The sequence below is a fragment of the Conexibacter sp. W3-3-2 genome (assembly GCF_009707605.1).
GTDB lineage: Bacteria > Actinomycetota > Thermoleophilia > Solirubrobacterales > Solirubrobacteraceae > Paraconexibacter > Paraconexibacter algicola.
The window spans coordinates 4,434,113-4,458,354 of record NZ_WLYW01000001.1 but is presented as its reverse complement, the minus strand read 5'-3'; the positions used below and the strand labels follow the sequence as shown (position 1 = coordinate 4,458,354).

At 75.1% G+C, this 24,242-nt stretch carries 17 protein-coding genes and 1 pseudogene; 8 read left to right on the top strand and 10 right to left on the bottom strand.

Going from position 1 to position 24,242, the window contains the following annotated elements; genetic code table 11:
• The first annotated feature begins 421 nt into the window (after positions 1-421).
• Both GKE82_RS21350 and GKE82_RS21345 read left to right on the top strand, forming a co-directional pair.
• Positions 422-1,555 carry a DUF1800 family protein gene (locus GKE82_RS21350; RefSeq protein ID WP_154734693.1) on the top strand — a complete coding sequence of 378 codons (1,134 nt, stop codon included), beginning with the start codon at positions 422-424 and terminating at the stop codon, positions 1,553-1,555.
• Position 1,556: 1 nt separating this feature from the next.
• On the top strand, positions 1,557-2,918 hold the full coding sequence (locus GKE82_RS21345; protein WP_154734692.1) for a DUF1501 domain-containing protein: 1,362 nt from the start codon (positions 1,557-1,559) through the stop codon (positions 2,916-2,918).
• A gap of 12 nt (positions 2,919-2,930) precedes the next feature.
• On the opposite strand, the gene GKE82_RS21340 is transcribed toward GKE82_RS21345, so the two are convergent.
• From GKE82_RS21340 to GKE82_RS21330, 3 genes are all read right to left on the bottom strand, one after another.
• Positions 2,931-3,785 carry a hypothetical protein gene (locus tag GKE82_RS21340; RefSeq protein ID WP_154734691.1) on the bottom strand — a complete coding sequence of 285 codons (855 nt, stop codon included), beginning with the start codon at positions 3,783-3,785 and terminating at the stop codon, positions 2,931-2,933.
• The gene (locus GKE82_RS21335) at positions 3,782-3,967 is read right to left on the bottom strand and encodes a hypothetical protein (protein WP_154734690.1); all 186 of its coding nucleotides are present in this window, start codon (positions 3,965-3,967) and stop codon (positions 3,782-3,784) included. Before GKE82_RS21335 ends, GKE82_RS21340 begins: the two co-directional genes overlap by 4 nt.
• A gap of 74 nt (positions 3,968-4,041) precedes the next feature.
• Positions 4,042-6,864, bottom strand: a complete 2,823-nt coding sequence (locus GKE82_RS21330) for a LuxR family transcriptional regulator (protein ID WP_154734689.1) — start codon at positions 6,862-6,864, stop codon at positions 4,042-4,044.
• A 174-nt stretch (positions 6,865-7,038) separates the two neighbouring features.
• Here GKE82_RS21330 and GKE82_RS21325 point away from each other — a divergent pair, with 174 nt between their 5' ends.
• From GKE82_RS21325 to GKE82_RS21305, 5 genes are all read left to right on the top strand, one after another.
• On the top strand, positions 7,039-8,973 hold the full coding sequence (locus tag GKE82_RS21325; RefSeq protein ID WP_375337054.1) for a glycoside hydrolase family 15 protein: 1,935 nt from the start codon (positions 7,039-7,041) through the stop codon (positions 8,971-8,973).
• 289 nt (positions 8,974-9,262) lie between these two features.
• Positions 9,263-10,336, top strand: a complete 1,074-nt coding sequence (locus tag GKE82_RS21320; RefSeq protein ID WP_309233745.1) for an SUMF1/EgtB/PvdO family nonheme iron enzyme — start codon at positions 9,263-9,265, stop codon at positions 10,334-10,336.
• A gap of 7 nt (positions 10,337-10,343) precedes the next feature.
• Positions 10,344-11,369, top strand: coding sequence for an L-histidine N(alpha)-methyltransferase (gene egtD, locus GKE82_RS21315; RefSeq protein WP_230316247.1), 1,026 nt, complete (start codon positions 10,344-10,346; stop codon positions 11,367-11,369).
• 85 nt (positions 11,370-11,454) lie between these two features.
• A complete protein-coding gene (locus GKE82_RS21310) occupies positions 11,455-12,225 on the top strand; it encodes an SDR family NAD(P)-dependent oxidoreductase (protein ID WP_107569093.1) in 771 nt (256 codons plus the stop codon).
• A gap of 61 nt (positions 12,226-12,286) precedes the next feature.
• Positions 12,287-13,678: a wax ester/triacylglycerol synthase family O-acyltransferase gene (locus tag GKE82_RS21305; RefSeq protein WP_107569092.1), complete on the top strand. Its 1,392-nt coding sequence runs from the start codon at positions 12,287-12,289 to the stop codon at positions 13,676-13,678.
• A gap of 15 nt (positions 13,679-13,693) precedes the next feature.
• Here the strand turns inward: GKE82_RS21305 and GKE82_RS21300 are convergent, their stop codons facing one another.
• The 6 genes from GKE82_RS21300 to GKE82_RS21275 form a co-directional block, all read right to left on the bottom strand.
• Positions 13,694-14,311 carry a hypothetical protein gene (locus GKE82_RS21300; RefSeq protein WP_146175362.1) on the bottom strand — a complete coding sequence of 206 codons (618 nt, stop codon included), beginning with the start codon at positions 14,309-14,311 and terminating at the stop codon, positions 13,694-13,696.
• A 98-nt stretch (positions 14,312-14,409) separates the two neighbouring features.
• Positions 14,410-16,002 (bottom strand): NAD(P)/FAD-dependent oxidoreductase, encoded by a 1,593-nt coding sequence (locus GKE82_RS21295; protein WP_309233744.1) that lies wholly within the window; start codon positions 16,000-16,002, stop codon positions 14,410-14,412.
• The gene (locus GKE82_RS21290; protein WP_309233743.1) at positions 15,999-16,556 is read right to left on the bottom strand and encodes an ABC transporter permease; all 558 of its coding nucleotides are present in this window, start codon (positions 16,554-16,556) and stop codon (positions 15,999-16,001) included. The genes GKE82_RS21295 and GKE82_RS21290 overlap by 4 nt, the downstream gene beginning before the upstream one ends.
• Positions 16,557-16,769: 213 nt before the next feature.
• Complete coding sequence (locus tag GKE82_RS21285; RefSeq protein WP_107569088.1) at positions 16,770-17,675, bottom strand: ABC transporter ATP-binding protein; 906 nt, start codon at positions 17,673-17,675, stop codon at positions 16,770-16,772.
• Between the two features lie 61 nt (positions 17,676-17,736).
• The gene (locus GKE82_RS21280; RefSeq protein ID WP_107569087.1) at positions 17,737-18,903 is read right to left on the bottom strand and encodes an acetyl-CoA C-acyltransferase; all 1,167 of its coding nucleotides are present in this window, start codon (positions 18,901-18,903) and stop codon (positions 17,737-17,739) included.
• Between the two features lie 126 nt (positions 18,904-19,029).
• The gene (locus GKE82_RS21275; protein WP_154734687.1) at positions 19,030-21,735 is read right to left on the bottom strand and encodes a TIM-barrel domain-containing protein; all 2,706 of its coding nucleotides are present in this window, start codon (positions 21,733-21,735) and stop codon (positions 19,030-19,032) included.
• Between GKE82_RS21275 and GKE82_RS31655 the strand changes: the two are divergent.
• Positions 21,649-23,236, top strand: a pseudogene (locus GKE82_RS31655) (class II 3-deoxy-7-phosphoheptulonate synthase). The gene GKE82_RS21275 and the pseudogene GKE82_RS31655 overlap by 87 nt on opposite strands.
• 71 nt (positions 23,237-23,307) lie before the next feature.
• On the opposite strand, the gene GKE82_RS21265 reads toward GKE82_RS31655, so the two are convergent.
• On the bottom strand, positions 23,308-24,162 hold the full coding sequence (locus GKE82_RS21265) for a hypothetical protein (protein ID WP_154734686.1): 855 nt from the start codon (positions 24,160-24,162) through the stop codon (positions 23,308-23,310).
• Positions 24,163-24,242 lie beyond the last annotated feature (80 nt).

Genomic DNA, 24,242 nt, shown 5'->3' with positions numbered 1-24,242 from the left:
CGGGTGACCACCAAGAGCGGCAGGAAGAAGACCGTCAAGGTCTGCACCACGAAGAAGAAGCCCGTCCCCGCTAAGCGGCCCGCCGGCGCCGCGCCCGCCCCGGGCCCGGCCGTCTTCACCCCCACCCCGACCGCCCCCGGCGCGGCCCCGGCCCCGCTGCCCGCACCCGCCGTCCCCCCGGCTCCCGACCCGGAGCCGCTTCCGGGCGAGCTGCCGGCGTCCCCCGGGGACTTCTCGGTCGCCGACGCCCACCGGCTGCTGTGGCGCGCCGGGTTCGGACCCCGGCCCGGCCAGGCGGAGGCGCTCGCGGCCGGCGGGCTGGACGCGGCCGTCCGCGCCCTGGTCCACCCGTCCGGCCCGGCGACGCTGACGGGACCGGAGCCCCGGGACGAGGACGGAGGCGCGCTGGCCCCCCGAAGACCTGTGGGGCCACGACCACGCCTGGTGGCTGGACCGCATGGTCCGCACCGACCAGCCGCTCGTCGAGCGGATGACCCTGATCTGGCACGACTGGTTCGCGACATCCCAGGGCAAGGTCAGCACCGCGTCGCTGATGCTCGCGCAGAACCAGACGCTCCGCACCAACGCGCTCGGGAACTTCCGCACGCTCCTGCGCGCGGTGACCGCGGACCCCGCAATGCTCGTGTTCCTGGACGGCGTCTCGAACAACCGCTGGCACCTCAACGAGAACTACGCCCGCGAGGTCATGGAGCTGTTCACCCTCGGCGCGAACCGGGGCGCGTACACGGAGCAGGACGTCCGTGAGGCCGCCAAGGCGTTCAGCGGCTGGCGCGGCAGCTGGACGGACCCGATCGGCTGGAACAGCTTCCGCTTCGACCCCAACCACCACGTCGCGGGCAGCAAGACGATCTTCGGGCGCACCGGCGCGTTCGGCTGGCGCGACGCCGCGGACCTCTGCGTCGACCACCCGATGCACGCCAGCTTCTTCGTCACGAAGCTGTGGTCCTACTTCGTCCCGGAGCCCCCGGACGGCGCGACGCAGGCGGCGCTCCAGGCGCTCTACGTCGGCAGCGGCCACGAGGTCGCGCCCGTCGTCGAGGCGATCCTGCGCCACCCGGCGCTCCTGCGCGGACCCGCGATGGTGAAGCCGCCGGTCGTCCAGCAGGCCGGGCTGCTGCGGGCGCTGGGGCGCGGCATCGACACGACCTCGTGGTCCTGGCTGGGCGACAACGCCGGTCAGCAGCTGTTCCACCCGCCCAACGTGTCCGGCTGGGGCGGCGACTGGCTGGACACGTCGCGCTGGCGCTCCCGCTGGGACACCATCGCCGCTGCGCTGTCCCCGACCACCGTCGACCCGTGGAGCGCGACGAGCCCGTACGACCCGCTGGAGACGCCCGCCCAGGCGGTCGACCGGGCCCACCAGCACTGCGGGCGGCCGCCGCTGACCGTCGAGACCCGCACGGCGCTCGTGCAGTTCGCGACGACGGTGATCCCGGCGGGGCTGCCGGGCTGGGCGCAGGGCCCCCGGCGCGGACTGCGACAGAACGCGCTGCGGCTCCTCATCCTGTCCTCGTCCGACGTCCAGACCTCCTGACATGAGCTCCCCCTCCCGCTGCTGCACCGGGTTCACCCGCGCCGAGATGCTCCGCAACGGCGTCGCGGAGGCCGGCAAGGGCCTCCCGCAGATCGAGCCGGGCATGCCCGCGCCCGCCGGTACCGGACTCACGCGCCGGTCCCTGATGGTCCGGGGCTTCGGGGCCGGGCTCGCGGTCTACGGGGCGTCGAAGCTCGGCGTCGGGGCCTTCGAGGAGGGCATCGCCGAGGCGGCCATGGGAGACGGCCGCGTGCTCGTCAGCGTCTTCATGGCCGGTGGCGTCGACTCCCTGAGCGTCCTCGCGCCCGTAGGGGACCCGCGCTACGCGACGCTCCGTCCGACGCTGCGCCTCCTCGACGGCGAGCGCCCCCGGTTCGGCGAGGACACGCGGCTGATGTGGGCGCCCCATGCCGACGGGCTGCGGACCCTCCACGGCGAGGGCAAGCTCTCCGTCCTCCCGGCGATCGGCTACGCCGGGCCGGACCAGTCGCACTTCACCTCGCAGCACTACTGGGAGGTCGGGGCGCTCGACGTCCACGCCCGCCACGGCTGGATGGGCCGCTACCTCGACCGGCACGGCAGCGCCACCAACCCGCTCCAGGGTCTGAGCGTCGGCTGGTCGCTCTCCCCCGCGCTGGCCGCGTCGACGAATCCGGTCGCGTGCGTCAACCGCGTCGACGACTTCGGCATGTGGCACCCCGGCGTGTACGACGGCGTCGACGACGCCATGTTCGAGGCGATCGGCACGCTCGGCCGGCTCCCGACCGACGACCCGCAGCGCCGCGTCGCCAGGACCGTCGCGTCCCAGGTCGACGACATCCGCCGCTCGCTCGCGCCCTACCAGGACGGCGTCACCTCCTCGATCACCTACCCGGCCGGGCAGTTCGGCGCCCGGCTGCGCGGCGTCGCCGCCGGGATCGCCGGCGGGCTGCCGCTGCGCTGCGTCGCGATCGACGCCCCGGGCGGCTACGACACCCACGCCGGCCAGCTGCAGACGTTCCCCGACGACCTGCGGGAGACGTGCGACGGGCTGCTCGCCTTCCAGCGCGACCTCGAGGCCCGGGGGATCGCCGACCGCGTCCTCGTCCACGTCTGGTCGGAGTTCGGGCGCCGCCCGCAGCAGAACGGCGACGGCACCGACCACGGCGCCGGGGGCATCGGCTTCCTGCTCGGCACCCGGGCACGCGGAGCGATGATCGGGGAGTTCCCCGGGCTCGCGACGCTCGACGCCCAGGACAACCTGCGCTCGACCACCGACTTCCGCAGCCTGTACGCGTCGCTGCTGGAGCAGTGGTTCGACGTCGACGCCGCCCCGATCATCCCCGGGGCGACGTCGATGGGCCGGTACCAGCTGCTGCGCTGAGCGCAGGAGCCGTCAGCCTGTCACGGGCCCGTTCACCTGCGAGGCGAGGTGGACGGCGATGATCTTGATGTGCGTCAGGCGGGTGGTCGGGGCGACGACGCCGCCGGCCTCCGGTGCGCACGTGAGCGTGACCTGCGCGCCCGGGTTCGAGTTCGCCACGAGCATCTGCGTGTTCAGGGCCACCGCGTCGACGGTGCCCGCCAGCGCGTTGTCGCTGAGCGGTCCGGCGGTGGCGGTGTCGCTCGCGGAGAGCGCGACCCCGACCAGGTCACACGTGATCTTCCCCGGCTCCCCGGAGGTGGCGGACGCCAGCGCCTTGCCGAAGACCACGTAGGGACCGCCGACCGGCAGCGTCAAGGTCGCGACGACCGTCGGGGTCGTCGACGTGAGGGTGATCGTGTCGCCGGAGACCGCGTTGCGGAAGACTCCGGCCGCCGAGGTCCGCGCCTCCGGCGCGAGGTCGGCGACGGCGACGCTCCCGTCGACGATCTCCGCCGAGCCGACGCTGTCGTCCGCCAGCTTGGCCAGCGTGACCGTGTTGTCGCCGATCTTGCCGGTCAGGACCGAGCCGTCCGCGAGCTTGGCCGTGGTGATCGAGCCGTCCGCGATGGTCTGCGGCGTGGACGGCCCGGCCGGACCGGTCGGGCCTGCCGGGCCGGCGGCGCCCGCGGCACCGCTCGGACCGCCGGTCCCCGCCGGGCCCGCCGGGCCCTTGGTCTTCTTGATCTCGGCCCGGATGAGCTTGGTGATCTGGGCCTTCGTCAGCGCCTTGGCCTTCTTCTTCTGCGCCTCGGCGGCCGCCGGGGTCATGGCGACGGCCAGGACGGCGAGCAGCGCGGTTCCCCTGCGCTTGTCCGTGGTCCTCATGGTGATGGTGCTCCCGTGGTTGGTGGAGGGTCGTGCGGCGGCGTCGTCGCCTCGACGACGGCCAGGGCGAGCTCGGTCCAGCCCGTGAACGACCAGCGGGTCCCGTCTCCCGCCGTGATCCGCCCACAGGGCAGACCGTTCTCGAGGGTGATGCTCAGACCGAGCTCCTGGGCGTGCGCCACGTCGCGCAGGCTCGACGCTGCCGCGGGCCGCGCCAACCCGCGCAACCCGAAACGCGCCCCCAGGGTTTTGGGTCTCAGCCGTCCGCCAAGGCGTCCGGAAGCTGGGCGCGACCCGGGACTCCGAGCTTGCGGTACGCGTTGGTGAGGTGGACCTCGACGGTCTTCACCGTGCAGAACTCGGCCTCGGCGATCTCCCGGTTGGACCGCCCCTCGGCGGCGAGCGTCGCGACCCGCCGCTCGCGCTCGGTGAGCGACGCGAGACCGCTGACGGCCGCCCGGCGCGGTCGGGCGCCCGAGGCGACGAGCGCCGCCCGTGCCCGGCTCGCGACGAGTGCGGCCCCGCCCGCCGCGGAGAGGTCCAGCGCCTCCCGCAGCTGCCCGCGGCCGCCCTCGAGGTCGCCGTCCTCGAGCGCCCGGCGTCCGCGGACGGTGAGGGTGCGCGCCAGCTCCACGCGGGCGTCCGCGCCCCGCAGCAGCTCGGTCGCCTCCTCGAGGCCGGCGCCGTCGCCGGTGACGACCGCCCGCCGGGTCAGCGCGCGGCCCAGGGCCGCCGGCAGCCCCGCGGCGCGCGCGACGGCGATCTCCTCGTCGACGAGCGCCAGCGCCTCCGTCGAGCGGTCGAGCTCATGGAGGCACAGGGCAGCCTCCGACCGCCACGGCATCTCGCCGACGTTGTGCCAGCGCCACTCCTCGGCGCCGGCACCGACGCGGAGCAGGCGTTCGAGCGCGCCGGCCGGGTCACCGCGGTGGCGCCGCAGCCGGGCGCGGACGATCTCGGGCACCAGCAGCTGCCCCGAGCCCGCGGGCATCGCCGAGGCGGCCGGGTGGGCCAGGGTCGCGGCCGCGAGATCCGGCTCGCCGGCCTCGATCTCGGCGGCCGCGAGCCAGCCGCTGGCGAGGGTCAGGCCGACGCTCCAGCCCAGCTCCATGCCGGTCTCGCGCGTGAACGTCCCGGCCTCTCGCGCACGGACGATGTCGCCGCGGGCCAGCTCGATCCGGGTCCGGACCTGCGCTGCGGCGACGATGCCGGAGCGGGACCCGGCGACGGCGACCCGCCGCTCGTAGTCGACGAGCGCCTCGGCCGCCTCGTCGAAGCGCTCGCCGAGCGCCATGACCAGCACCGACAGGTGCCCGATGAGCAGTTCGGGGGCGGTGAGCGGCGCCGGGTGGGCGAGCGCCGCGCGCGCCAGCGCGATCGCGTCCTGCACCGGGTCGTCCCCGTCGTCGAGCATCGCGATCAGGTTCATCGCCAGTGCCAGGGAGACCAGCGCGCCCGGATCCCGGGCGGCGCGGAGCCGGGCGACGCTCTCGAGCGCGAGATCGGTCGTCGCGACCACGGACCGGGCCGTGAGGGCGACGTGGGCGTCCAGCTCCAGGAGCAGCGCGGGTGGCAGGCCGCGCTCCGCGGCGTCGCGGCAGACGGCCGCCGCCTGCGCGTGCTCGCCGGTCGCGTTGAGCGCGGTGACGAGCGCCACGACGGCGGCCACGGCCGCCCCCGGATCCGTCGCCGCCTCCAGCGCCGCGCGCAGGTGGCCGGCCGCCGACGTCGCCTGACCGCCCAGCAGCTCGGCACCCCCCAGGGTGAGGAGGACGGGGCACCGCAGCGCGCCCGGCGGCGGCTCGCGCAGCGCGCGCTCGAGGACCGTGATGGCCTCGGCCGGGGCGCCGCGCGCGAGCGCATCCTCACCGGCGGCAAGCAGGTCGGCGGCAGCGTGCGGGTCCTCGCCCGCCGGCGATCGCAGCAGGTGCGCGGCGATGCGGGCGGGCCGCTCCCCGTCCGCCCGCAGGAGTTCGGCGGCCCGGCCGTGCGCGGCGGCGGCTCGCGCCGGACCGAGGTCCTCGCGGACGCCGGCGGCGACGATCGGATGGACGAACGCGAGGCGGTCGCCGGGCTCCAGTCGCACGATCCCCGCGCCGACGAGCGCCTCGACCGCCTCGACGCAGACGGCCGCGTCGAGGTCCGCGAGCCGGCGCAGTCGCCGCAGGGGCGCACCGTCGTCCAGCACCGCGAGCGCCCGGACCGCAGCGGCGGCCGCGGGACCGAGCGCGCCGATCCGCAGCCCGACGCTGCGGCGCACCGCCGCGGGGGTCAAGGCGTGGACCATCGGGGCCGACGGACTCCGGTGCCCGTCCAGCTCCTGGGCGAGCGCGACGGCGAAGAACGGCGTGCCCGCGGTGACCTCGGTGCACGCCGCGAGCGTCGACGCGTCGAGCGGGACGGCGGTGTGGGCGGCGACGACCGCCGCGACGCCGTCTGCCGACAGCGGTCGGAGCGCCTGTACGAGACACCGAGGGTCGGCGCAGATCGCGTCGATCGCCGTGCTCCTGGGACCGGGCTCGTCACGGGCGGCGAGGAGGAGCCCGACGGGCGCGTCGGACAGCCGGGCCAGCAGGGCGGTCAGGGCCCGGAGCGTCGCCTCGTCGGCCCACTGGGCGTCGTCGAGCGCGAGCAGCAGCGGCTGCCGCTGCGCCGCGGCCGCGAGCAGCTCGGCCGCGGCGACGTGGACGGCGTGGGCCATGTCGGGGTCGGGGGCCAGCGGCACCGGACGCGGCGCGGCGATCGCACCGAGCGGCCCGAGGAACGCGGCGTCGCGCGCGGCGGCGTCGAGCTCGCGCAGGACCGGCGTGAGGAGCTGCGCCAGTGCGCCGTAGGCGACGGCGGCCTCGAGGTCGAGCCCACGGGCCCGCAGGACCCGCAGGCCGCTGCGGGCGGCGACGTCGCAGCCGACCGCCAGCAGGCTCGACTTGCCCATGCCCGCCGGGGCCCGCAGGACCACCACCCCGCAGCGACCGGTCCCGGTGTCGTCGAGCAGCCGCTGGAGCGTCGCGAGCGCATCGGCGCGCTCGACCAGTCCCGCCTCGTCACCAGCCCGGTCGACGAGTCGGGATCCCCCCATGGCGCGAGCTTACCCCCGCGACTGCGCTCTGCGGGAATCCGGCGTGTCGGCGTTCCCGCACGTCGCCGCCCGCCCGTTGAGCCGGCCGTCGCGGTCCGCCATCCTTGGGGCGTGACCTTGACGCCAGACGGCTTCGCCGCCCATCCGCCGCGCCGCGGCGCCATGGACCCGTTCATGGACGAGAGCTTCGAGGCGGAGCCGACCCCGTTCGTGGAGCGACTGCCGACGCAGTCGCCGTTCCCGCCGATCGCCGACTACGGGTTCCTGTCGGACTGCCACACCGCCGCGCTGGTCGCCCCGGACGGCACCGTCGAGTGGCTGTGCCCGCCGCGGTTCGACGCCCCCAGCGTCTTCGCCGCGATCCTCGACCGCAGCGCGGGCGGCTTCCGCCTGGGCCCGTCGTCGATGGGCGTGCCCGCCGGCCGGCGCTACGAGCCGGGCACGAACATCCTCGAGACGACGTGGATGACCCCGACGGGCTGGCTCGTCGTCCGCGACGCGCTCGTGATCGGCCACTGGCGCGAGCGCACGCAGGGCGCGGCGACCGCGCACACGCGCCCCCCGACGGACTTCGAGGCCCACCACGTCCTCGTGCGGACGATCACCTGCATCCACGGGCAGGCGCAGATCGAGCTGCTGTGCGAGCCGATGTGGGACTACGGGGCGCTCCCCGCCACCTGGGAGCGCGCCGAGGGCGATCCGATGGCGGTCGACTGCACCGACGGCGGCGAGCGCCGGATGCGGCTGATCAGCGACCTGCGCCTGGGGATCGAGGGCGGCTGCGCCCGCGCCCGGCACCGCCTGGAGACCGGCGAGACGCGCTTCTGCGCGCTGTCGTGGTCGCGGCTGCTCGACGGCCCGCGCAGCGTGCTGGAGGCCGAGATCGCGCTGCAGACGACCTCGGAGTTCTGGCGCGGCTGGCTGGCCGACGGGAAGTTCCCCGACCACCGCTGGCGCGGGCACCTGCAGCGCAGCGCGCTGGTCCTCAAGGGCCTGACCTACGCACCGACCGGGGCGATGGTCGCGGCCGCGACCACGTCGCTTCCGGAGACGCCGGGCGGGGAGCGCAACTGGGACTACCGCTACACCTGGATGCGCGACGCGACGTTCACGCTCAGCGCCCTGAACTCGCTGGGCCTCAACTGGGAGGCCGACGACTTCATCCAGTTCGTCGCCGACGCCGAGCGCAACGCCGACGGCTCGCTGCAGATCATGTACGGGATCGGGGGCGAGCGCGACCTGCACGAGCAGACGCTCGAGCACCTGTCCGGCTACGAGGGCGCACGGCCCGTGCGGATCGGCAACGGCGCGCACGACCAGCGCCAGAACGACGTCTACGGCGCGGTGCTCGACTCGCTGTACCTGCACACGAAGGAGTACGGGCACAACTCCCAGCGGCTGTGGCCGGTGATCGAGGACCAGGTCCGGCGCGCGATCGAGACCTGGCGACTGCCGGACCAGGGCATCTGGGAGGCTCGCGGCGAGCCGAAGCACTACACGTCCTCGAAGCTCATGTGCTGGGTGGCGCTGGACCGCGGGGCGCGGCTGGCGTCCCGTCGCGGCAAGGACGCGCTGGCCGACGAGTGGCGCGAGATCGCCAACGAGATCCACGCGGAGATCTGCGAAAAGGGGGTCGACGGGCGCGGGGTCTTCACCCAGCACTACGACACCGACGCGCTCGACGCCTCGAACCTGCTGATGCCGCTCGTGCGGTTCCTCCCCCACGACGACCCGCGCGTGCGCAACACCGTGCTCGCGATCGCCGACGAGCTGACCGAGAACGGCCTCGTCCTGCGCTACAAGGTCGAGGAGACCGACGACGGCCTCAGCGGCGAGGAGGGCACGTTCCTGATCTGCTCGTTCTGGCTCGTCAGCGCGCTGCTGGAGATCGGGGAGCGCACCCGCGGCCGGCAGCTCTGCGAGCGGCTGCTGTCGCTCTCCTCGCCCCTGGACCTCTACGCGGAGGAGCTCGAGGCGGCGACCGGCCGGCACCTGGGCAACTTCCCGCAGGCGTTCACGCACCTCGCGCTCATCAACGCGGTCATGCACGTCATCCGCGACGAGGAGCACGCGCCGGTCTCCGAGACGGCGCACCCGCACGACCACTGAGCGCCCGCGCGCCAAGCGGCAGGACCGGGCTGCCGCCGGCGGGCGGGCGCGGCCCGACGTGCCGCGGGCACCGAAACCGCCCGTGGCGCCTGCCCCGGTGGCGGTCGGTCCGCGGGGCGCCCGGCCACGACCGACCGGTGAACAGCCGGTGAACGCGGTCCGCGGAGTGTTGGCGGACGCCGGATCCGGGCATAGGCTTCCCGACGGGCCCCGGCCCGCGTTCTCCATGGCGTCACCCAGCATCCCAGCGCACGCACCCGTCGCCCCGGCGGTCGCGACCCCCGAGTCCGTGACGGCCGACCTGGCCGCGGTCCGGGCGCGGACCCTCTCCCTGGTGGCGCACCTGTCGGTCGCCGACTGCGAGCGCCAGATCGACCCGATCCTCTCGCCGCTGGCCTGGGACCTCGGGCACATCGCCGCCTACGAGGACCTCTGGCTCGTGCACCGCCACGGCGGCGAGCCGCTGCGCCGCCCCGATCTCGCCGCGCTGTACGACGCGTTCGAGACGCCGCGCGCCGTTCGCGGCGACCTCGAGATCCTCGGCCGCGACGCCGCCGAGGCCGAGATGGCCGCCGTCCGCGAGCGGACCCTCGCGGTCATCGACCGTGTCGGCATCGGCGACGGCGTCCTGCACGAGATGGTCCTGCGCCACGAGCTGCAGCACACCGAGACGATGCTGCAGGCGATGCACCACGCGGGCCTCGTGCCCCCCGGACTCCCCGGCCCGGCCGCCGGCGGCGAGGGCACCTGGGTGTCCGTCCCCGCGGGCGTCCTGCACCAGGGCGCCGCCGACGGGCCGTTCGCCTACGACAACGAGCGTCCCCGCCACGCCGTCGAGGTCCCCGCGTTCCGGATCGCCTCGCGGCCCGTCACCAACGCCAGCTGGCTGCGCTTCGCCGAGGGCGGCGGCTACGAGCGGCGCGAGTGGTGGTCCGACGAGGGCTGGGCGTGGAAGGAGGACGACGACTCCACGTGTCACCGGGCGATCAGGGACGGGCACCCCGACGCACCGGTGTGCCACGTCTCCTGGTTCGAGGCCGACGCCTACGCCCGCGCGCACGGAGCGCGCCTGCCGACCGAGGCAGAGTGGGAGCAGGCGGCGACCTGGGGGCAGGACGGCGTGCTCGACGGGCGCGGCTCCGTCTGGGAGTGGACGTCGACGGTCTTCCACGGCTACCCGGGGTTCCGGGCGCACCCGTACCCGGAGTACTCCGAGGTCTTCTTCGACCGCGACTACCGCGTGCTGCGCGGCGGCTCCTGGGCCGCCGACCCGCGGGTCGCGACGACGACGTTCCGCAACTGGGACCTGCGTGAGCGCAGGCAGATCTTCGCCGGCGTCCGGCTGGCACAGGACGAGAGGTAGGACCCGCATGGAGCCGATCACCGACCCGGCGCTCGTCGCGCCGCCGACCCGGCGGATGGTCGTCGAGTCGTTCCTGGACGGCACGAGCGGCGGTGAGCGCGCGCTCGCCGACGACGTGCTCGACGGCCTGACGCGGCCGTTCAAGGAGCTGCCGCCCAAGCACTTCTACGACGCCCACGGCGCGGTCCTGTTCGACCGCATCTGCGAGCAGCCGGAGTACTACCCGACCCGCACCGAGCGCGCGATCCTCCAGGCCGACGCGGACGCGATCGTCGCCGAGACCGGGGCGACCGAGCTCGTCGAGCTCGGGTCGGGCACGGCGGCGAAGACCCGGGTGCTGCTCGACGCCATGGAGCGCGCCGGGACGCTGCGCCGCTACGTGCCGTTCGACGTGACCGAGTCGATGGTCCGCGACGTCGCCGCCGCGCTGCTCGACGAGTACGCGGACCTCAGCGTCCACGGGATCGTCGGCGACTTCGAGCGCCACCTCGACCGCGTGCCCGCGCCGACCCCCGGGGACCGCCGGGTCGTGGCGTTCCTCGGCGGCACGATCGGCAACTTCACGCCCGGCAGCCGCCGCCGCTTCCTCCGCCGCATCGCGGCGATGCTCGCGCCCGGCGACCACCTGCTGCTCGGCACCGACCTCGTGAAGGACCCCGCGATCATCGAGGCCGCCTACGACGACGCCGCGGGCGTGACCGCCGCGTTCAACCGCAACGTGCTGCGCGTGCTCAACCGCGAGCTCGACGCCGACTTCGACCTCGACGCGTTCGAGCACGTCGCCTTCTACGACCGCGAGCACGAGTGGATCGAGATGCGGCTGCGCTCGGTGCGCCAGCAGACCGTGGCGGTCCGCGCGCTCGGCCTCGAGGTCGAGTTCGCCCCGCGCGAGGAGCTGCGCACCGAGATCAGCGCGAAGTTCACGCGCGAGCGGCTGATCGCCGACCTCGCCGCCTCCGGCCTCGAGCTGGCCGAGCAGTACACCGACCCGGACGGGCTGTTCGCGCTGACGCTGGCGCGCCGACCCGGCTGAGCCACCCCGACGATCTGGGGATTGCCCCATCCCGAACGAGGGGCGGGGCATCCTCCGCGGCCGGGCGCGCACTAGGGTCGCGGACATGAACATCGAAGGCAGTGGAGCACTCGTCGTCGGCGGCGCCTCCGGACTCGGCGAGGCGACCTCGCGGCGGCTCGCGAGCGCCGGCGCGATCGTGACGATCGCGGACATCAACGAGGAGAAGGGCAAGCAGCTCGCCGACGAGCTCGGCGTCGGCTTCGTCCTCACGGACGTCACCAAGGAGGAGCAGGTCGAGGCCGCCGTCGCGGCGGCCGTCGAGGCCAGCAAGGACGACGGCGGGCTGCGGATCGCCGCCGCGTGCGCCGGGATCGGCTGGGCGCAGAAGGTCGCCGGCACGAAGGGCATGCACCCGCTGCGCCCGTTCGAGACCGTCATCCAGGTCAACCTCATCGGCACCTTCAACGTGCTGCGCCACGCCGCGCAGGCGATGGTCGCCAACGAGCCCGGCGAGTCCGGGGAGCGCGGGGTCGTCGTCAACACCGCCTCGGTCGCCGCGTTCGACGGGCAGATCGGCCAGATCGCCTACTCGGCCTCCAAGGGCGGCGTCGTCGGCATGACGCTGCCCGCGGCGCGCGACCTCTCGACCGTCGGCGTCCGCGTCGTGACGATCGCGCCCGGGCTCTTCGACACGCCGCTGCTCGCCGCGCTGCCGGAGAACGCCCGCCAGTCGCTCGGCGCCTCGGTGCCGTTCCCGTCGCGCCTGGGCGACCCGGCCGAGTACGCGGCGCTCGTCGCGCACATCGCCGAGAACCAGATGCTCAACGGCGAGGTCATCCGCCTCGACGGCGCCATCCGCATGGCCCCGAAGTGAGCTGAGCCGCCCGCCCCGGGCCGGGCGCCACCCCGACCGCGTTCGTGGTTAGGGTGGCGCCATGGCCGACGCGCTCTCCCCCGCGGACCGCTCGTCCCTCGCCGCCGAGCAGGGCCCGATCAACATGGCCGTCGGCGGCGTCCTCGTCTTCGAGGCGGGCCCGGGGATCGACCGGGCGTCGCTGATCGCGCGCCTGGACGAGCGGCTGCACCTGATCCCGCGCTACCGCCAGCGGCTCGCGTCGCCCGCCCCCGGGCTGACGAACCCGGTGTGGGTCGACGACGAGCACTACGACACCGGCTGGCACGTCAAGCAGGTGGCGCTCGCGACCGGCACGACGGAGGAGCTCGGGGAGGTCGTCGGGCACGAGATGTCGCGCAAGCTCGACCGCGAGCGGCCGCTGTGGGAGATGACGCTCGTCACCGGCCTGGAGGGCGGGCGCACCGCGCTGATCCCGAAGATGCACCACGCGCTGGTGGACGGGATGGCCGCGGTCGACATCGGCACCGTGATCCTCGACCCGTCCCCGGAGCCGCTGGACCTCGCGCCGGGAGAGCCCTGGTCGCCGCGCCGCTACGACCGCCGCCGGCACCTGGCGCGGCTCCCGCTGGACCTCACCCGCGACACCACCGGCCGGGTGCTGCGCGAGGGCACGCGCCGCTCGACGCGGCTCGTGCAGCCCGTCCGGGCGGTCAGCGAGGCCGCGTCGGACCTGCGACGCGCGACCGAGCTGCTGACCGAGCTCGCCCGCCAGCGCCCCGCGGCGCCGATGACGCCGCTGAACCACCCGATCGGCCGCAACCGCCGCTACACGCTGCTGCGCGCCGAGCTCGCGCCGCTGAAGGCGGCCGCCAGGGCGTCCGGGGGCACCGTCAACGACGCGATCCTCGCGATCGTCGCCGGGATGCTCTCGCGGTACTTCGCGGCCGCCGGGTTCGTGCCCGACGGGGACCCGGTCGCGCTCGTCCCGGTCAGCGTCCGCCGCGACGGCGACGAGGGCGGCAACCGGATCTCCACGGTGCTCGTCGACCTGCCCGGCGACGTGCCGGATCCGGCGGAGCGGATCGCGCAGGTCCACGACACGATGACCCGCATCAAGGACTCGGCGGCCGTGCGCGCCGGGGCGCTGATGGTCCACGCGGGCGGTCTCGCGCCGCCGCTGCTGTCCTCGCAGCTGGCGCGGGCGATGAGCGGCGTGCGGGCCTTCAACCTCGTCGTCTCCAACGTCCCGGGCCCGCAGATGCCGTTCTACCTGCACGGGCGGCGCCTGCTGGCGGTGCACCCGTCGGTGCCGCTGAACCCCTCGACGCAGGGCCTGAACGTCGGGGTGCTGAGCTACGACGGGGGCGTCTGCTTCGGCCTGACCGCGCACGCCGGCCTGGAGCCGGGCCTGCCGGTGGCCGCCGCTGCGCTGCGCGAGGCCGTCGACGAGCTCCTCGCGCTGGCCCCGTAGCCGGGTCGACGCGGGTCAGCGCGCCGCGGGAGCGCGGGTCAGCGCGGCGAGCTGCGCAGCCCACCAGTGCGGGCCGGGGCCGGCGGGCGCCTCGTCGACGAGCCGGCGCACGTAGTCGGGCGGGTCGCCGAGGCCGAGCGCCTCGACCGCGAGCTGCACGGCGACGAGGTCGACCGGCCGGCCGTCGTGGGCAGCGGCGATCGCGTGCACGCAGGCGAGCCGCTCGCGGCGGTCCCGGACGGTGGCCGGGTCGAGCTCCACGGCGGCGGGGCGGCGCAGCAGGATCCCGGCGAGCGCGCGCTCCAGCGGGATCCGGGAGGACGGGCGGCGCAGCCAGCCGCGCCGCCACGCGTCGAGCTCGGCGAGCGGCAGCTCCCAGTCGTCCTGCGGCGGGCAGACGGCCGCGTTGCCGAACACCTCGGCGCCGAGGTCCCACGCCATCTGCGGCAGCGGGACCTGGCCGGCGAGCAGCTCCAGCACGGCATCGGCGAGCACCCGGGTGGCGGAGGATTCCCAGCCCCACCAGACCCCGGGCACGCCGAGCGGACGCTCCTCCCCGGCCGCGTCGCGGAGCACGACCCGGCGCCGCCCGGAGGCGGGGCTGATCACGCCGACGAGGGTCCCGTCGTCCACGTGCTCCATGGAAGCGCACCGCCGGGGCCGTCGGCGGTGCTCCGGAGCGCCGACGCGCCCCCGTCGCCGGACCGGGCGCGACGGCGCGCGTGCGGCGCTCAGCCGCGCTGCAGCAGGGCCCGTGCCGCGTTGTGCCCGGGCACGCCGGAGACGCCGCCGCCACGCACCGCCCCGGCCCCGCAGAGCAGGAGGGCGGCACAGTCGGTCTCGACCCCCCACGAGCCGGGGGCGATGCCGCGACCGGGGTCGGCCCACGGCCACTGCAGGTCGCGGTGGAAGATGTTGCCGGCGGGCAGGCCGAGGTCGCGGTCGAGCTCCTGCGGGGTCTTCGCCTCGACGCACGGGGCGCCGTCGGCGTCGGTGAGCAGGCAGTCGGCGAGCGGCTCGGCGAGGTGGCGGTCGAGCTCGTCGAGCGTGCGCCGGACGGCCAGGGCCTTGCGCTCGTCGTGCGTCGCCGGATCGGCGAACAGGCGGGCGGGCAGGTGCAGGCCGAACAGCGTCAGCGTCTGCGCGCCGGAGGCGAGCAGCTCGGGCCCGAGGATCGACGGGTCGGTCAGCGAGTGGCAGTAGATCTCGCTCGGCGGCCGCGTCGGCACCGCGCCGCGTGCGGCCTCCTCGTAGGCGGTCTGCAGCGCGCTCGCGGACTCGCCGACGTGGAACGTGCCGGAGAACGCGTCGCGCGGGTCGACCGCGGTGTCGCGCAGCCGGGGAAGGCGCGACAGCAGCAGGTTGATCTTCAGCTGGGCGCCCTCGGGCGCCGGGTCCCCGGCCCGCGTCGCGCGCACCGCCGTGCCACCGGCCTCCAGGAGCCGGTCCAGGACCGCGGGCGCACAGCCACCGAGCACCGCCCCCGCCGCGACGGTCCGCACGGTGCCGTCGGCGCCACGGTAGGTCACCTCGCCACCGTCGTCGTCGACCGCGATCGCGGTGACCTCCGCGCCGGGGAAGAGCGCGGCGCCGGCGCGCCGGGCGGCGTGCGCGAGCGCGCCGGTGAGCGCGCCCATGCCGCCGACGGGCACGTCCCAGTCGCCGGTCCCGCCGCCGATCACGTGGTAGAGGAAGCAGCGGTTCTGCCGCAGCGACGGCTCGTCGGCGGTGGCGAACGTGCCGATCAGCCCGTCGGTGAGCGCGACGCCGCGCACGAGGTCGTGGGGCAGCCGGGCGGCGAGCGTCTCGCCCAGCGGCCGCTCCACGAACGCGTCCCAGACGGCGTCGTCGCCGACCGCCGCGCGGACCGCCTCGCGGGTCGGCAGCGGCTCGAGCAGCGTCGGCCAGACGGCCTCGGCGAGCCGGACCGTGTCGCGCGCCAGCGCCGTCCAGCCGTCGTGGTCGGCGTCCCCGCCGGTGAGCGCGCGCATCGACGCGCGCGTGCGGGCCGCGTCCTGCGCGTCGACGAGCAGTCCGCGGTCGGTTCCCGCGACCGGCGTGTAGGAGCTGATCCGCCGCCGCCGCACCGCGAAGTCGAGGTCGAGCTCGTCGACGATCCGCCCGGGCAGGAGGCTGACCAGGTAGGAGTACCGCGACAGACGCGCGTCGAGCCCGGGGAACGCGCGCACGCTGACGGCGGCGCCCCCGACCTCGCGGCCGCGCTCGAGCACGAGCACCGAGCGGCCGGCGCGGGCCAGGTACGCGGCGGCGACGAGCCCGTTGTGCCCGCCGCCGACGATCACAGCGTCGTAGCGGGCGGTCACGAGACGAGGCGCTTCTCGGTCTGGCGGACCGCCAGGCGCCAGCAGACGGTGCCGAACAGCAGCAACGCGCCGAAGTGCAGGAGGTCGGGGCCGAGGTCGATGCCGAAGGTCACGTCGCGCACGAGCTCGACGCAGTGGTAGAGCGGGTTGAAGTACGCGGCGATCTCGATGCCCCGCGGCAGCTCGTCGAGCGGGAAGAACGTGCCCGCGGTGAGGAACAGGGGCGTGAGCACGGCGCTCTGCACGTAGCTGAAGTTCTCGATCGACGAGGCCGACGCGCTGATCGTGGTGCCGAACGCCGCCCAGCCGAAGCCCGCGACCATGCCGATGATCGGGATCAGCAGCATCCCGAACGCCGGGTCGAGCCCGAACAGCATCGCGACGAGCACCGGCACGCAGCCGTAGATCCCGGCCCGCGCCCCCGTCCAGAGGATCTCGGCGGTGACGAGCTCCTCGGTGTCGACCGGCGTCGACAGGATCGCGTCGTAGGTCCGCTGGAACTCGCGCTTGATGAACGAGCCGTACATCGCGCCGAACGCGGCGCTGAACAGCACGGCGGTGGCGACCGAGCCGGTCCCGACGAACTGGATGTACTCGAGGCCGCCGACCTCGTTGACGAGCGCCCCGGAAGCCCAGCCCGAAGGCGAGCAGGTACACGGTCGGCTCGACGGTGGCGCTGAACGTCGCGCTGCGCCAGTACGAGCGGAAGTTGATGGTCTCGCGCACGAGCACGCCCGACAGGGCCGCCCACTCCAGTCGGCGGGTCCTCATTCGACCTCCTCCCCGGTCAGCATCACGAACACGTCCTCCAGGGCGGTCGCGCGGCGGATCCCCTCCGGCGGCACGACCCCGGCGGGCGCGTCCTCGGCGCGCAGCAGCGACACGCTCGTGCCGGTGCGGCGCGTGGCGACGCCCGCCTCGCGCGCGGCGCGCTCGACGGCGGTCAACCGGTCGGGTGGGCCGTAGACCTCGACGGCCTCGCGGCCCGCGTGCTTGGCGACGAGGTCGCGCGGGATCCCGGCGTCGACGGCGCGGCCCGCGGCCATCACCACGACGGTGTCGGCGAGCCGCTCCGCCTCCTCGATGTAGTGCGTGCTCATGAGGATCGAGACGCCCTCGCTCCGCAGCCGGTCGATCAGCGCCCACAGCTCCTGCCGGATCTGCGGGTCCAGGCCGACGGTCGGCTCGTCGAGCAGCACGACGCGCGGGCGGTGCACGAGCGCGCGGGCGACGAGCAGCCGCCGGCGCATGCCGCCCGACAGCTCGGTGACCTTCGCGCCCGCCCGCTGCGTGAGGTTCGCGATCTCGAGCGCCCGGGCGATCGCCGCCTGACGCTCGCCGCGCGGGACGCGGTAGAGGTGCGTGAAGACGCGGAGGTTCTGCTCGACCGTGAGCGTCGTGTCGAGGTTGTCGAGCTGCGGCACGACGCCCATCTCGGCCCGGGCGAGCTTCGAGTCGCCGGGCAGCACGTGGTCGAGGATCCGCAGCTCGCCCGCGTCGGCGATCGCCTGCGCGGTGAGCAGCTTCATCGTGGTGGACTTGCCGGCGCCGTTGGGGCCGAGCAGGCCGACGCAGGTGCCGGCGGGGACGTCGAGGTCGAGGCCGTCGACCGCGCGGATCGGGCCGAAGGTCTTGACGACGCCGCGGAGGTGGATTGCGGACGGGGAGGACACCGCCCGCCACCCTACCCGCGGCCGGACCCGGCGATGCCGGGCCCGGCCGGTCGGGCGCGGATCAGCGCAGGCGCTCGACGATCAGGGCCTCGCCCTGGCCCTGCGCCACGCACATGGTCTCGAGGCCGATCGTGCCGTCGGTGGCCTCCAGGCCGTTCAGCAGCGTCGTCATGATGCGGACGCCGGTCATGCCGAACGGGTGCCCGAGGGCGATCGCGCCCCCGTGCGGGTTGAGCTTGTCGTAGTCGAACCCGACCTCGTCGGCGATCGGGATGACCTGCGCGGCGAACGCCTCGTTGAGCTCGTAGAGGTCGACGTCGCCGATCGTCATGCCGGCGCGCTGCAGGGCCTTCTTGATCGCCCCGATCGGCGCGACGCCCATGAGCTCGGGCTCGTTGCCCCAGGTGGCCGCGGTGATGATCCGGGCGCGCGGCTGCAGGCCGAGCTCGCGGGCCTTCTCCTCGCTCATGATCAGCGCGGCGGCCGCCCCGTCGTTGAGCGGGCAGGCGTTGCCCGCGGTGACGGTGCCGTCCTCGCGGAACGCGGGCTTCAGCGACCCGAGCTTCTCGAGCGTCGTGCCCGGACGGGGGCCGTCGTCCTTGCTGACGACGGTGCCGTCGGCGAGCGTCACCGGGACGATCTCGCGGTCGAAGAAGCCGGACTCCTGGGCGGCGACCGCGCGGTCCTGCGAGGTCTTCGCGTAGGCGTCCTGCTGCTCGCGGGTGACGCCGTACTTCTCGGCGACGTTCTCGGCCGTGAGGCCCATCGCGATGTACGCGTTGGGCTGGCCGGGCTCGCGGCCCTGGAGCTTCTCGTTCTGGTCCTCGGGGTGCGCCGCCTCCTGCGCGGCGTTGTAGCGCGAGACGAACTCCACGCCGCCCGCGACGTACACGTCGCCCTGACCGGCGACGACGTTGTTGGCCGCGATGCGGATGGCGTCCAGACCGGAGGCGCAGTAGCGGCTGATCGTCGAGCCGTTGGTCTCCTGGCCGAGCTTGTCGCTCAGCAGCACGGCGAGCCGCGCGATGTTGTTGGCCTGCAGGCCCTGCGGCAGGCCGCAGCCCGCGACGACCTCCTCCACGGAGGCCGGATCCACGCCGGGGGTGCGCTCCAGGAGCGCGTCGATGACGAACGCGAGGGTCTCGTCGGGGCGCAGGCTCGCCATGGAGCCCTTGAACGCGCGCCCGACGGGCGTCCGGACCGCATCGACGATGACGGCATGTGACATGAGGGGTGTGTCCTTTCGGTGGTGATGCCCGGCGGTCTCACTCCACGGGCGTTGGTGTCCCCGGCGGTCTCACTCCACGGGGTCCGACGGGCCGGTCGTCGCTGCGATCGCGGCCCGTCCCCGATGCTAGCGCAGCGCTTGTGCGGAAGGACGCAAGCGCGCGCGGCGGGCGTCCCCGACGCCCGTGCGCTCGACGTTGCCCGACCGGTCGGTCGCCCGCGCCCAGACGCGGTAGCGGCCCGCCGGCAGCGACCGGACCCGCCGGTCCAGCGCGAACCGGGCGGTCCCGGTCGCGGGCAGGTAGGCGATCCGGCGGCAGTCGCGCGGACGCTCCAGGCGTCCCGCCGCGGTGAGGAAGCGACACCGGCCCGTGGTCTCGAGCGCGACCGCGACCGCGACCCGCTGCACCCCGCGACGGCGCGCGCAGCCCGGGTCGGTCGCCGTGCCGCGCACGGCGACCCGGCCGCGGGCGAGGCGCACCGTGGTGATCCGCGAGGCCGGGGCGCGGCGGTCGCGGCAGCCCGCGCGCTCGCGCGCGGCGGCGGCCTCCAGCGGCGCGGTGCCGCAGCGCACGAACCACGGCAGGCGGCCGAGCGGGGCGTCGACGGTCCTCAGCGCTGGGCCGTCGAGCCGCTCCCCGGTCTCCCCGTGCTCCCAGCAGCCGGACGGGACGGGCACCTGCCGGGTGGTGGCGCCCTCGGTCACGACCGGGGCGACGAGCAGGTCGGGTCCGACCATCCACTCCTGGTCGGCGGTCGCCGCACCGGGCGCGTCCGGCGCCGCGAGCCACAGCGGGGCCGCGACCGGGCGCCCGGTGCGCGCGGCGCGCCGGAACTGCTCGTGCAGCAGCGGGGCGGCGCGGACGCGCAGCCGCGACAGGTCGCGGTAGCGCGCGACGGTCTCCTCGTCGTAGTTCCACGGCACGTGCGTGCCGCTGTTGATCGACCCGTGCAGGCGGAAGTACGGCGAGAAGACCGCCCACTGCGCCCAGCGCAGCAGCAGCTCCTTCGTCGTCTCCGGGGTGACGAAGTCGAAGTAGCCGCCGATGTCGGTCGTGAAGCCGTACTGGCCGGCGATGCCGCGGTTGAGCATGTCCGGCGCCTGCGAGGCGAGGCCGCTGGAGCGGCTGAAGTCGGTGTTGCCGTCGCCGGCGAAGCTGCCGTGCTCGTGCCGGGCGCTGCCGTCGAGGCCGAGGTACCCGGCGCGCGTGAAGAACCAGACGGGTCCGCGGTCCGGGTTCGCGCGCTCCCAGGAGTCGAGCGCCCGGCGGGTGACGCCGTGGAACAGCTCCGGGTAGCGGTTGTGGAGCACGTCGCCGCGGCGGCCGTCGTGGAAGACCATGTCGCTGAGGACCTGCTCGCCGAAGTCCTGCATGAACCCCTGGGCGCCCGCGTCGAGCGCCGCGTGGATGCGGGCGGTCCACCACCGCACGGTCTCCGGGTTGGTGAAGTCCAGCAGGGCGCTGACCCCGAGGAAGTTCCCGGGGAAGAGGTACGGCTGCCCGAGCCCGTTGCGGACGACGAGGCCGCGCCGGATCGCCTCGTCGTAGACCTCCGGCTGCTCGGTGCCGGCCCCGTCCTGGCTGACGAACGGGCGGAAGTAGACGATCGGCCGGATCCCGCGGCGCCGCAGCTCGGCGACGAGCTCGCGCAGGTCCTGCGGGGCCAGCTGGGCGGCGCCCTCGATGCGGTACGCGCCGATCGGGATGTCGAGCTCGGCGAGCCGGCGCAGGTCGTCACGGACGCTGCGCAGGTACTGGGCGGCGTTGCCGGTGAACGCGACGGTGGAGCGGTCGAGCATCGGCTCGACCGCCCAGCGCGGCGGGACGCGCTGGCGGCCTGTGACGGTCGTCAGCGCGGCGATCGCGCGCGGCGCGTCGCCGGGGACGACGCGGGCGTCGAGCGCGCTGCCGTCGACCTCGACCTGCCAGGCGTCCGGTCGGTCGGACGCCATCCGCCAGTTGGAGAGCTCGTCGCGCTCGAGCAGGAAGCCGTACCCGCGGCTGCTGAGGAACGACGGGCTGACGCTGTACGCGGCGGTCGGCCCGTTGGGGAAGAGGTAGCGGTCGCCGCCGGTGCCCGGGACGGCGGCGACCCCGGGGCCGAGCGGGCCCGCCCCGAGGTTCTGCTGCTGGATCCAGCCGAGCAGCGCCTGTCCGCGCTGGTCCAGCGCGTTGTGGCGGCCGCCGAAGCCGCGGAACCGCTCGTCGCGGTCGGGGCTGGCGAAGCTCGCGGCGACCGCGGCGACCGGCAGCGCGCGGCCGAGCGCACGGACGCGCATCCGCACCGCACCGTCGGCGGCGGGCAGCAGCCGCAGCTCGACGGTCGTGCCGCCGGGGTCGTCGGTCGCGAGCTCGAGCGCGGCCCCGTCGCCCTCGGCGCGGGCGGCGACGACGCGCGTGGCGGCGACCCGCGTGCCCGCGAGCGTGCCGGTGAGCGTGTTGGCCTCCCACGGGCCGGCGGGCCACTCGGTCCCCAGTCGCGCGCCGAGCGTCACGACGAGCGGGGCGTAGCGCGTGGCGGTCGGCAGCAGCGGGTTCGAGCCGAGCGGCTGCGGGTCGGCGAGCGCGAGCACGGGCGTCGGGCCGCGGCCGTCGGCGGCGGTGGAGCGCAGCAGCACGGTCCCGTCCGCGTCGCGGACGGTCAGGCGCAGCGGGGCGCGGTCGACGACGAGGGTCGCGGGCCGGGGCCCGAGCCCGGTGACGGCGATGCGGTCGTCGTCGATCACCGGTGCGGCGAGGGCCGTCTGCGGCCCCGCGCCCAGCAGGCCCAGCGCGAGCGCGCCGCAGCACGCCCACCGGGCCGGTCCACCCCGCCACGTCCCCCGAAGCATGCGGGCGATCGTGACAGATCCCACCCCTCAGATGAACGCTGGCGTACGCCCGTCGGGGGACGGGCGAGCCGCCCGGACGGCCGGACCCCTAGATTCCCGTGGGTGAACTGGACCGTCGACATCCCGGTCGAGACCCTCCCGGACCTCCCCCCGCTCCCGCCGCACCTGCGGTCCGCGCTCGACGACGCCCTCTCCCGGCCCGCGCTCCAGCAGCCGTCGTGGCCCGACCCGGACTACACGGCGCGCGTCCGCGCGCTGCTCGAGAGCGTCCCGCCGATCACGGTCGCGACCGAGGTGGACCGGCTCCAGGAGCGGCTCGCGTCGGTCGCCCGCGGCGAGGCGTTCCTGCTGCAGGGCGGGGACTGCGCCGAGACGTTCGTCGACAACACCGAGCCGCACATCCGCGGGACGATCCGCACGCTGCTGCAGATGTCGGTCGTCCTCACCTACGGCACGTCGATGCCGGTCGTGAAGGTCGGCCGCATCGCGGGCCAGTACGCCAAGCCGCGGTCCTCCGACACCGACGCGCTGGGCCTCCCCCTCCTACCGCGGGGACATGGTCAACGCGTTCGAGGCGACCCCCGAGGCGCGCCGCCCGGACCCCGTCCGGATGCTGCGTGCCTACGCGAACGCGTCGGCGGCGCTCAACCTCACCCGGGCGATCACCGGCGCGGGCCTCGCCGACCTCCACCACGTCCACGAGTGGAACATGGACTTCGTCGCCGAGTCGGCGGCGGGCGAGCGCTACGAGCGCGTCGCGCAGGACATCGACCGGTCGCTGCGGTTCATGACCGCCTGCGGGGTCGACGACTCCTCGCTGCGCACCGTCGAGATGTACTGCTCGCACGAGATGCTCGTGCTCGACTACGAGCGCGCGATGCTGCGCCTCGACGGCGGGCGCTTGTACGACCTGTCCGCCCACCAGCTGTGGATCGGGGAGCGCACGCGCCAGCTCGACGGCGCGCACGTCGCGTTCGCGTCGCTGATCGCCAACCCGGTCGGCGTGAAGATCGGCCCGACGACGACGCCGCAGGACGCCGTGGCGCTGGTCGAGCAGCTCGACCCGCACCGCGTCGACGGCCGCGTGACGCTCGTCTCCCGCATGGGCAACGACAAGGTCCGGGACACGCTCGGCCCGATCGTCGAGGCGGTCCGCGACAGCGGCCACCTCGTCGTCTGGCAGTGCGACCCGATGCACGCGAACACCGAGGAGTCGCCCAGCGGCTACAAGACCCGACGCTTCGACCGCGTGGTCGACGAGGTCAAGGGGTTCTTCGAGGTGCACCGCCGGCTCGGCACGCACCCGGGCGGCATCCACGTCGAGCACACCGGCGAGGACGTCACCGAGTGCCTCGGCGGCGCGCAGGACATCTCCGACGAGATGCTCGGCTCGCGCTACGAGACCGCCTGCGACCCGCGGCTGAACACGCAGCAGTCGCTCGAGCTCGCGTTCCTCGTCGCCGAGATGCTGCGCGAGGAGCGCCCGAGCGCCCGCGCCTGACGCTCGGTCCACGCGCCGAACAGGGAGTTCTGCGCCGTGAGGCCGAACTTCTCCCTGTTCGACGGGTGGGGTCAGGTGGCGGCGGCGAGGAGGGGAGCCTCGTCGGGGGCGAAGACGAGGTCGGTCGGGAGGCGGCGGACGGTCTGACCCGCACGGACCCAGGCCGCGGTCTTGCGGGCGTCGAGCTCCTTGAAGCGGTGCCACTGCGGACCGTCGAGCTCGAGGATCAGCCTGCGGTCCGGCCAGTGGAAGTCCGCCTCCTCCCCGGCGACGCGGGTGTTGACGAGCGGGATCGGGATCCCGTGCCTGGCGAACACGGTCAGGGCGTACGCCTCGGCGTCGGACCGGCAGCGATCGAACGGGAGCGCCGACCACTCCCGCAGCAGCCGCCGCAGCTGCCCGACGCCCCGGCGGCCCCGGTGCCCGCGCAGCACGAGCTGCAGCCGCGCGACCGTGGTCCTGCGCGTCCGCAGCGCCTCGCGCAGCATCGTGCGGCGCTGCCAGGCCCCCAGGCGGGGCCAGCAGTCGATGATCGTCCGCTCCGGCGTCGTGATCGCGAAGCCCGCGACCCGCGCGACGTTGCCGCGCAGCAGCGTCGAGTAGTGGACACGCAGGCCGTCGTGGAGCTCGACGCCGTGCGCGCCCGGCCGCGTGACGACGTCCCGCCCCGGGAGACGGTCGAGCAGGCGCCACTGCAGGCAGGCGGACTCGTGGCTGAGCACGGTCCACGGCGCGGTGAGCGTCGCCGCCCACCGGCGCTGCTCGGGGGTCACCGGCGCCCAACCGGTCAGGTAGACCCCGGCGTGCAGCGCCCGCAGCTCCGCCACCCGGCCGTCGATCGTGCTCCGCGGGACGCCGTCGGCGAGCAGCTGCCAGCGCGCGACGAGTCCGAGCTGCCTCGACGCGCGAGCCCTGAGGGGATCCATGCCCCCTCTAGGCCGCCGAACAGGGAGTTGCTCCCCCCTGGGCCGAAGAACTCCCTGTTCGACGGCGGCGGCGGGGGGGC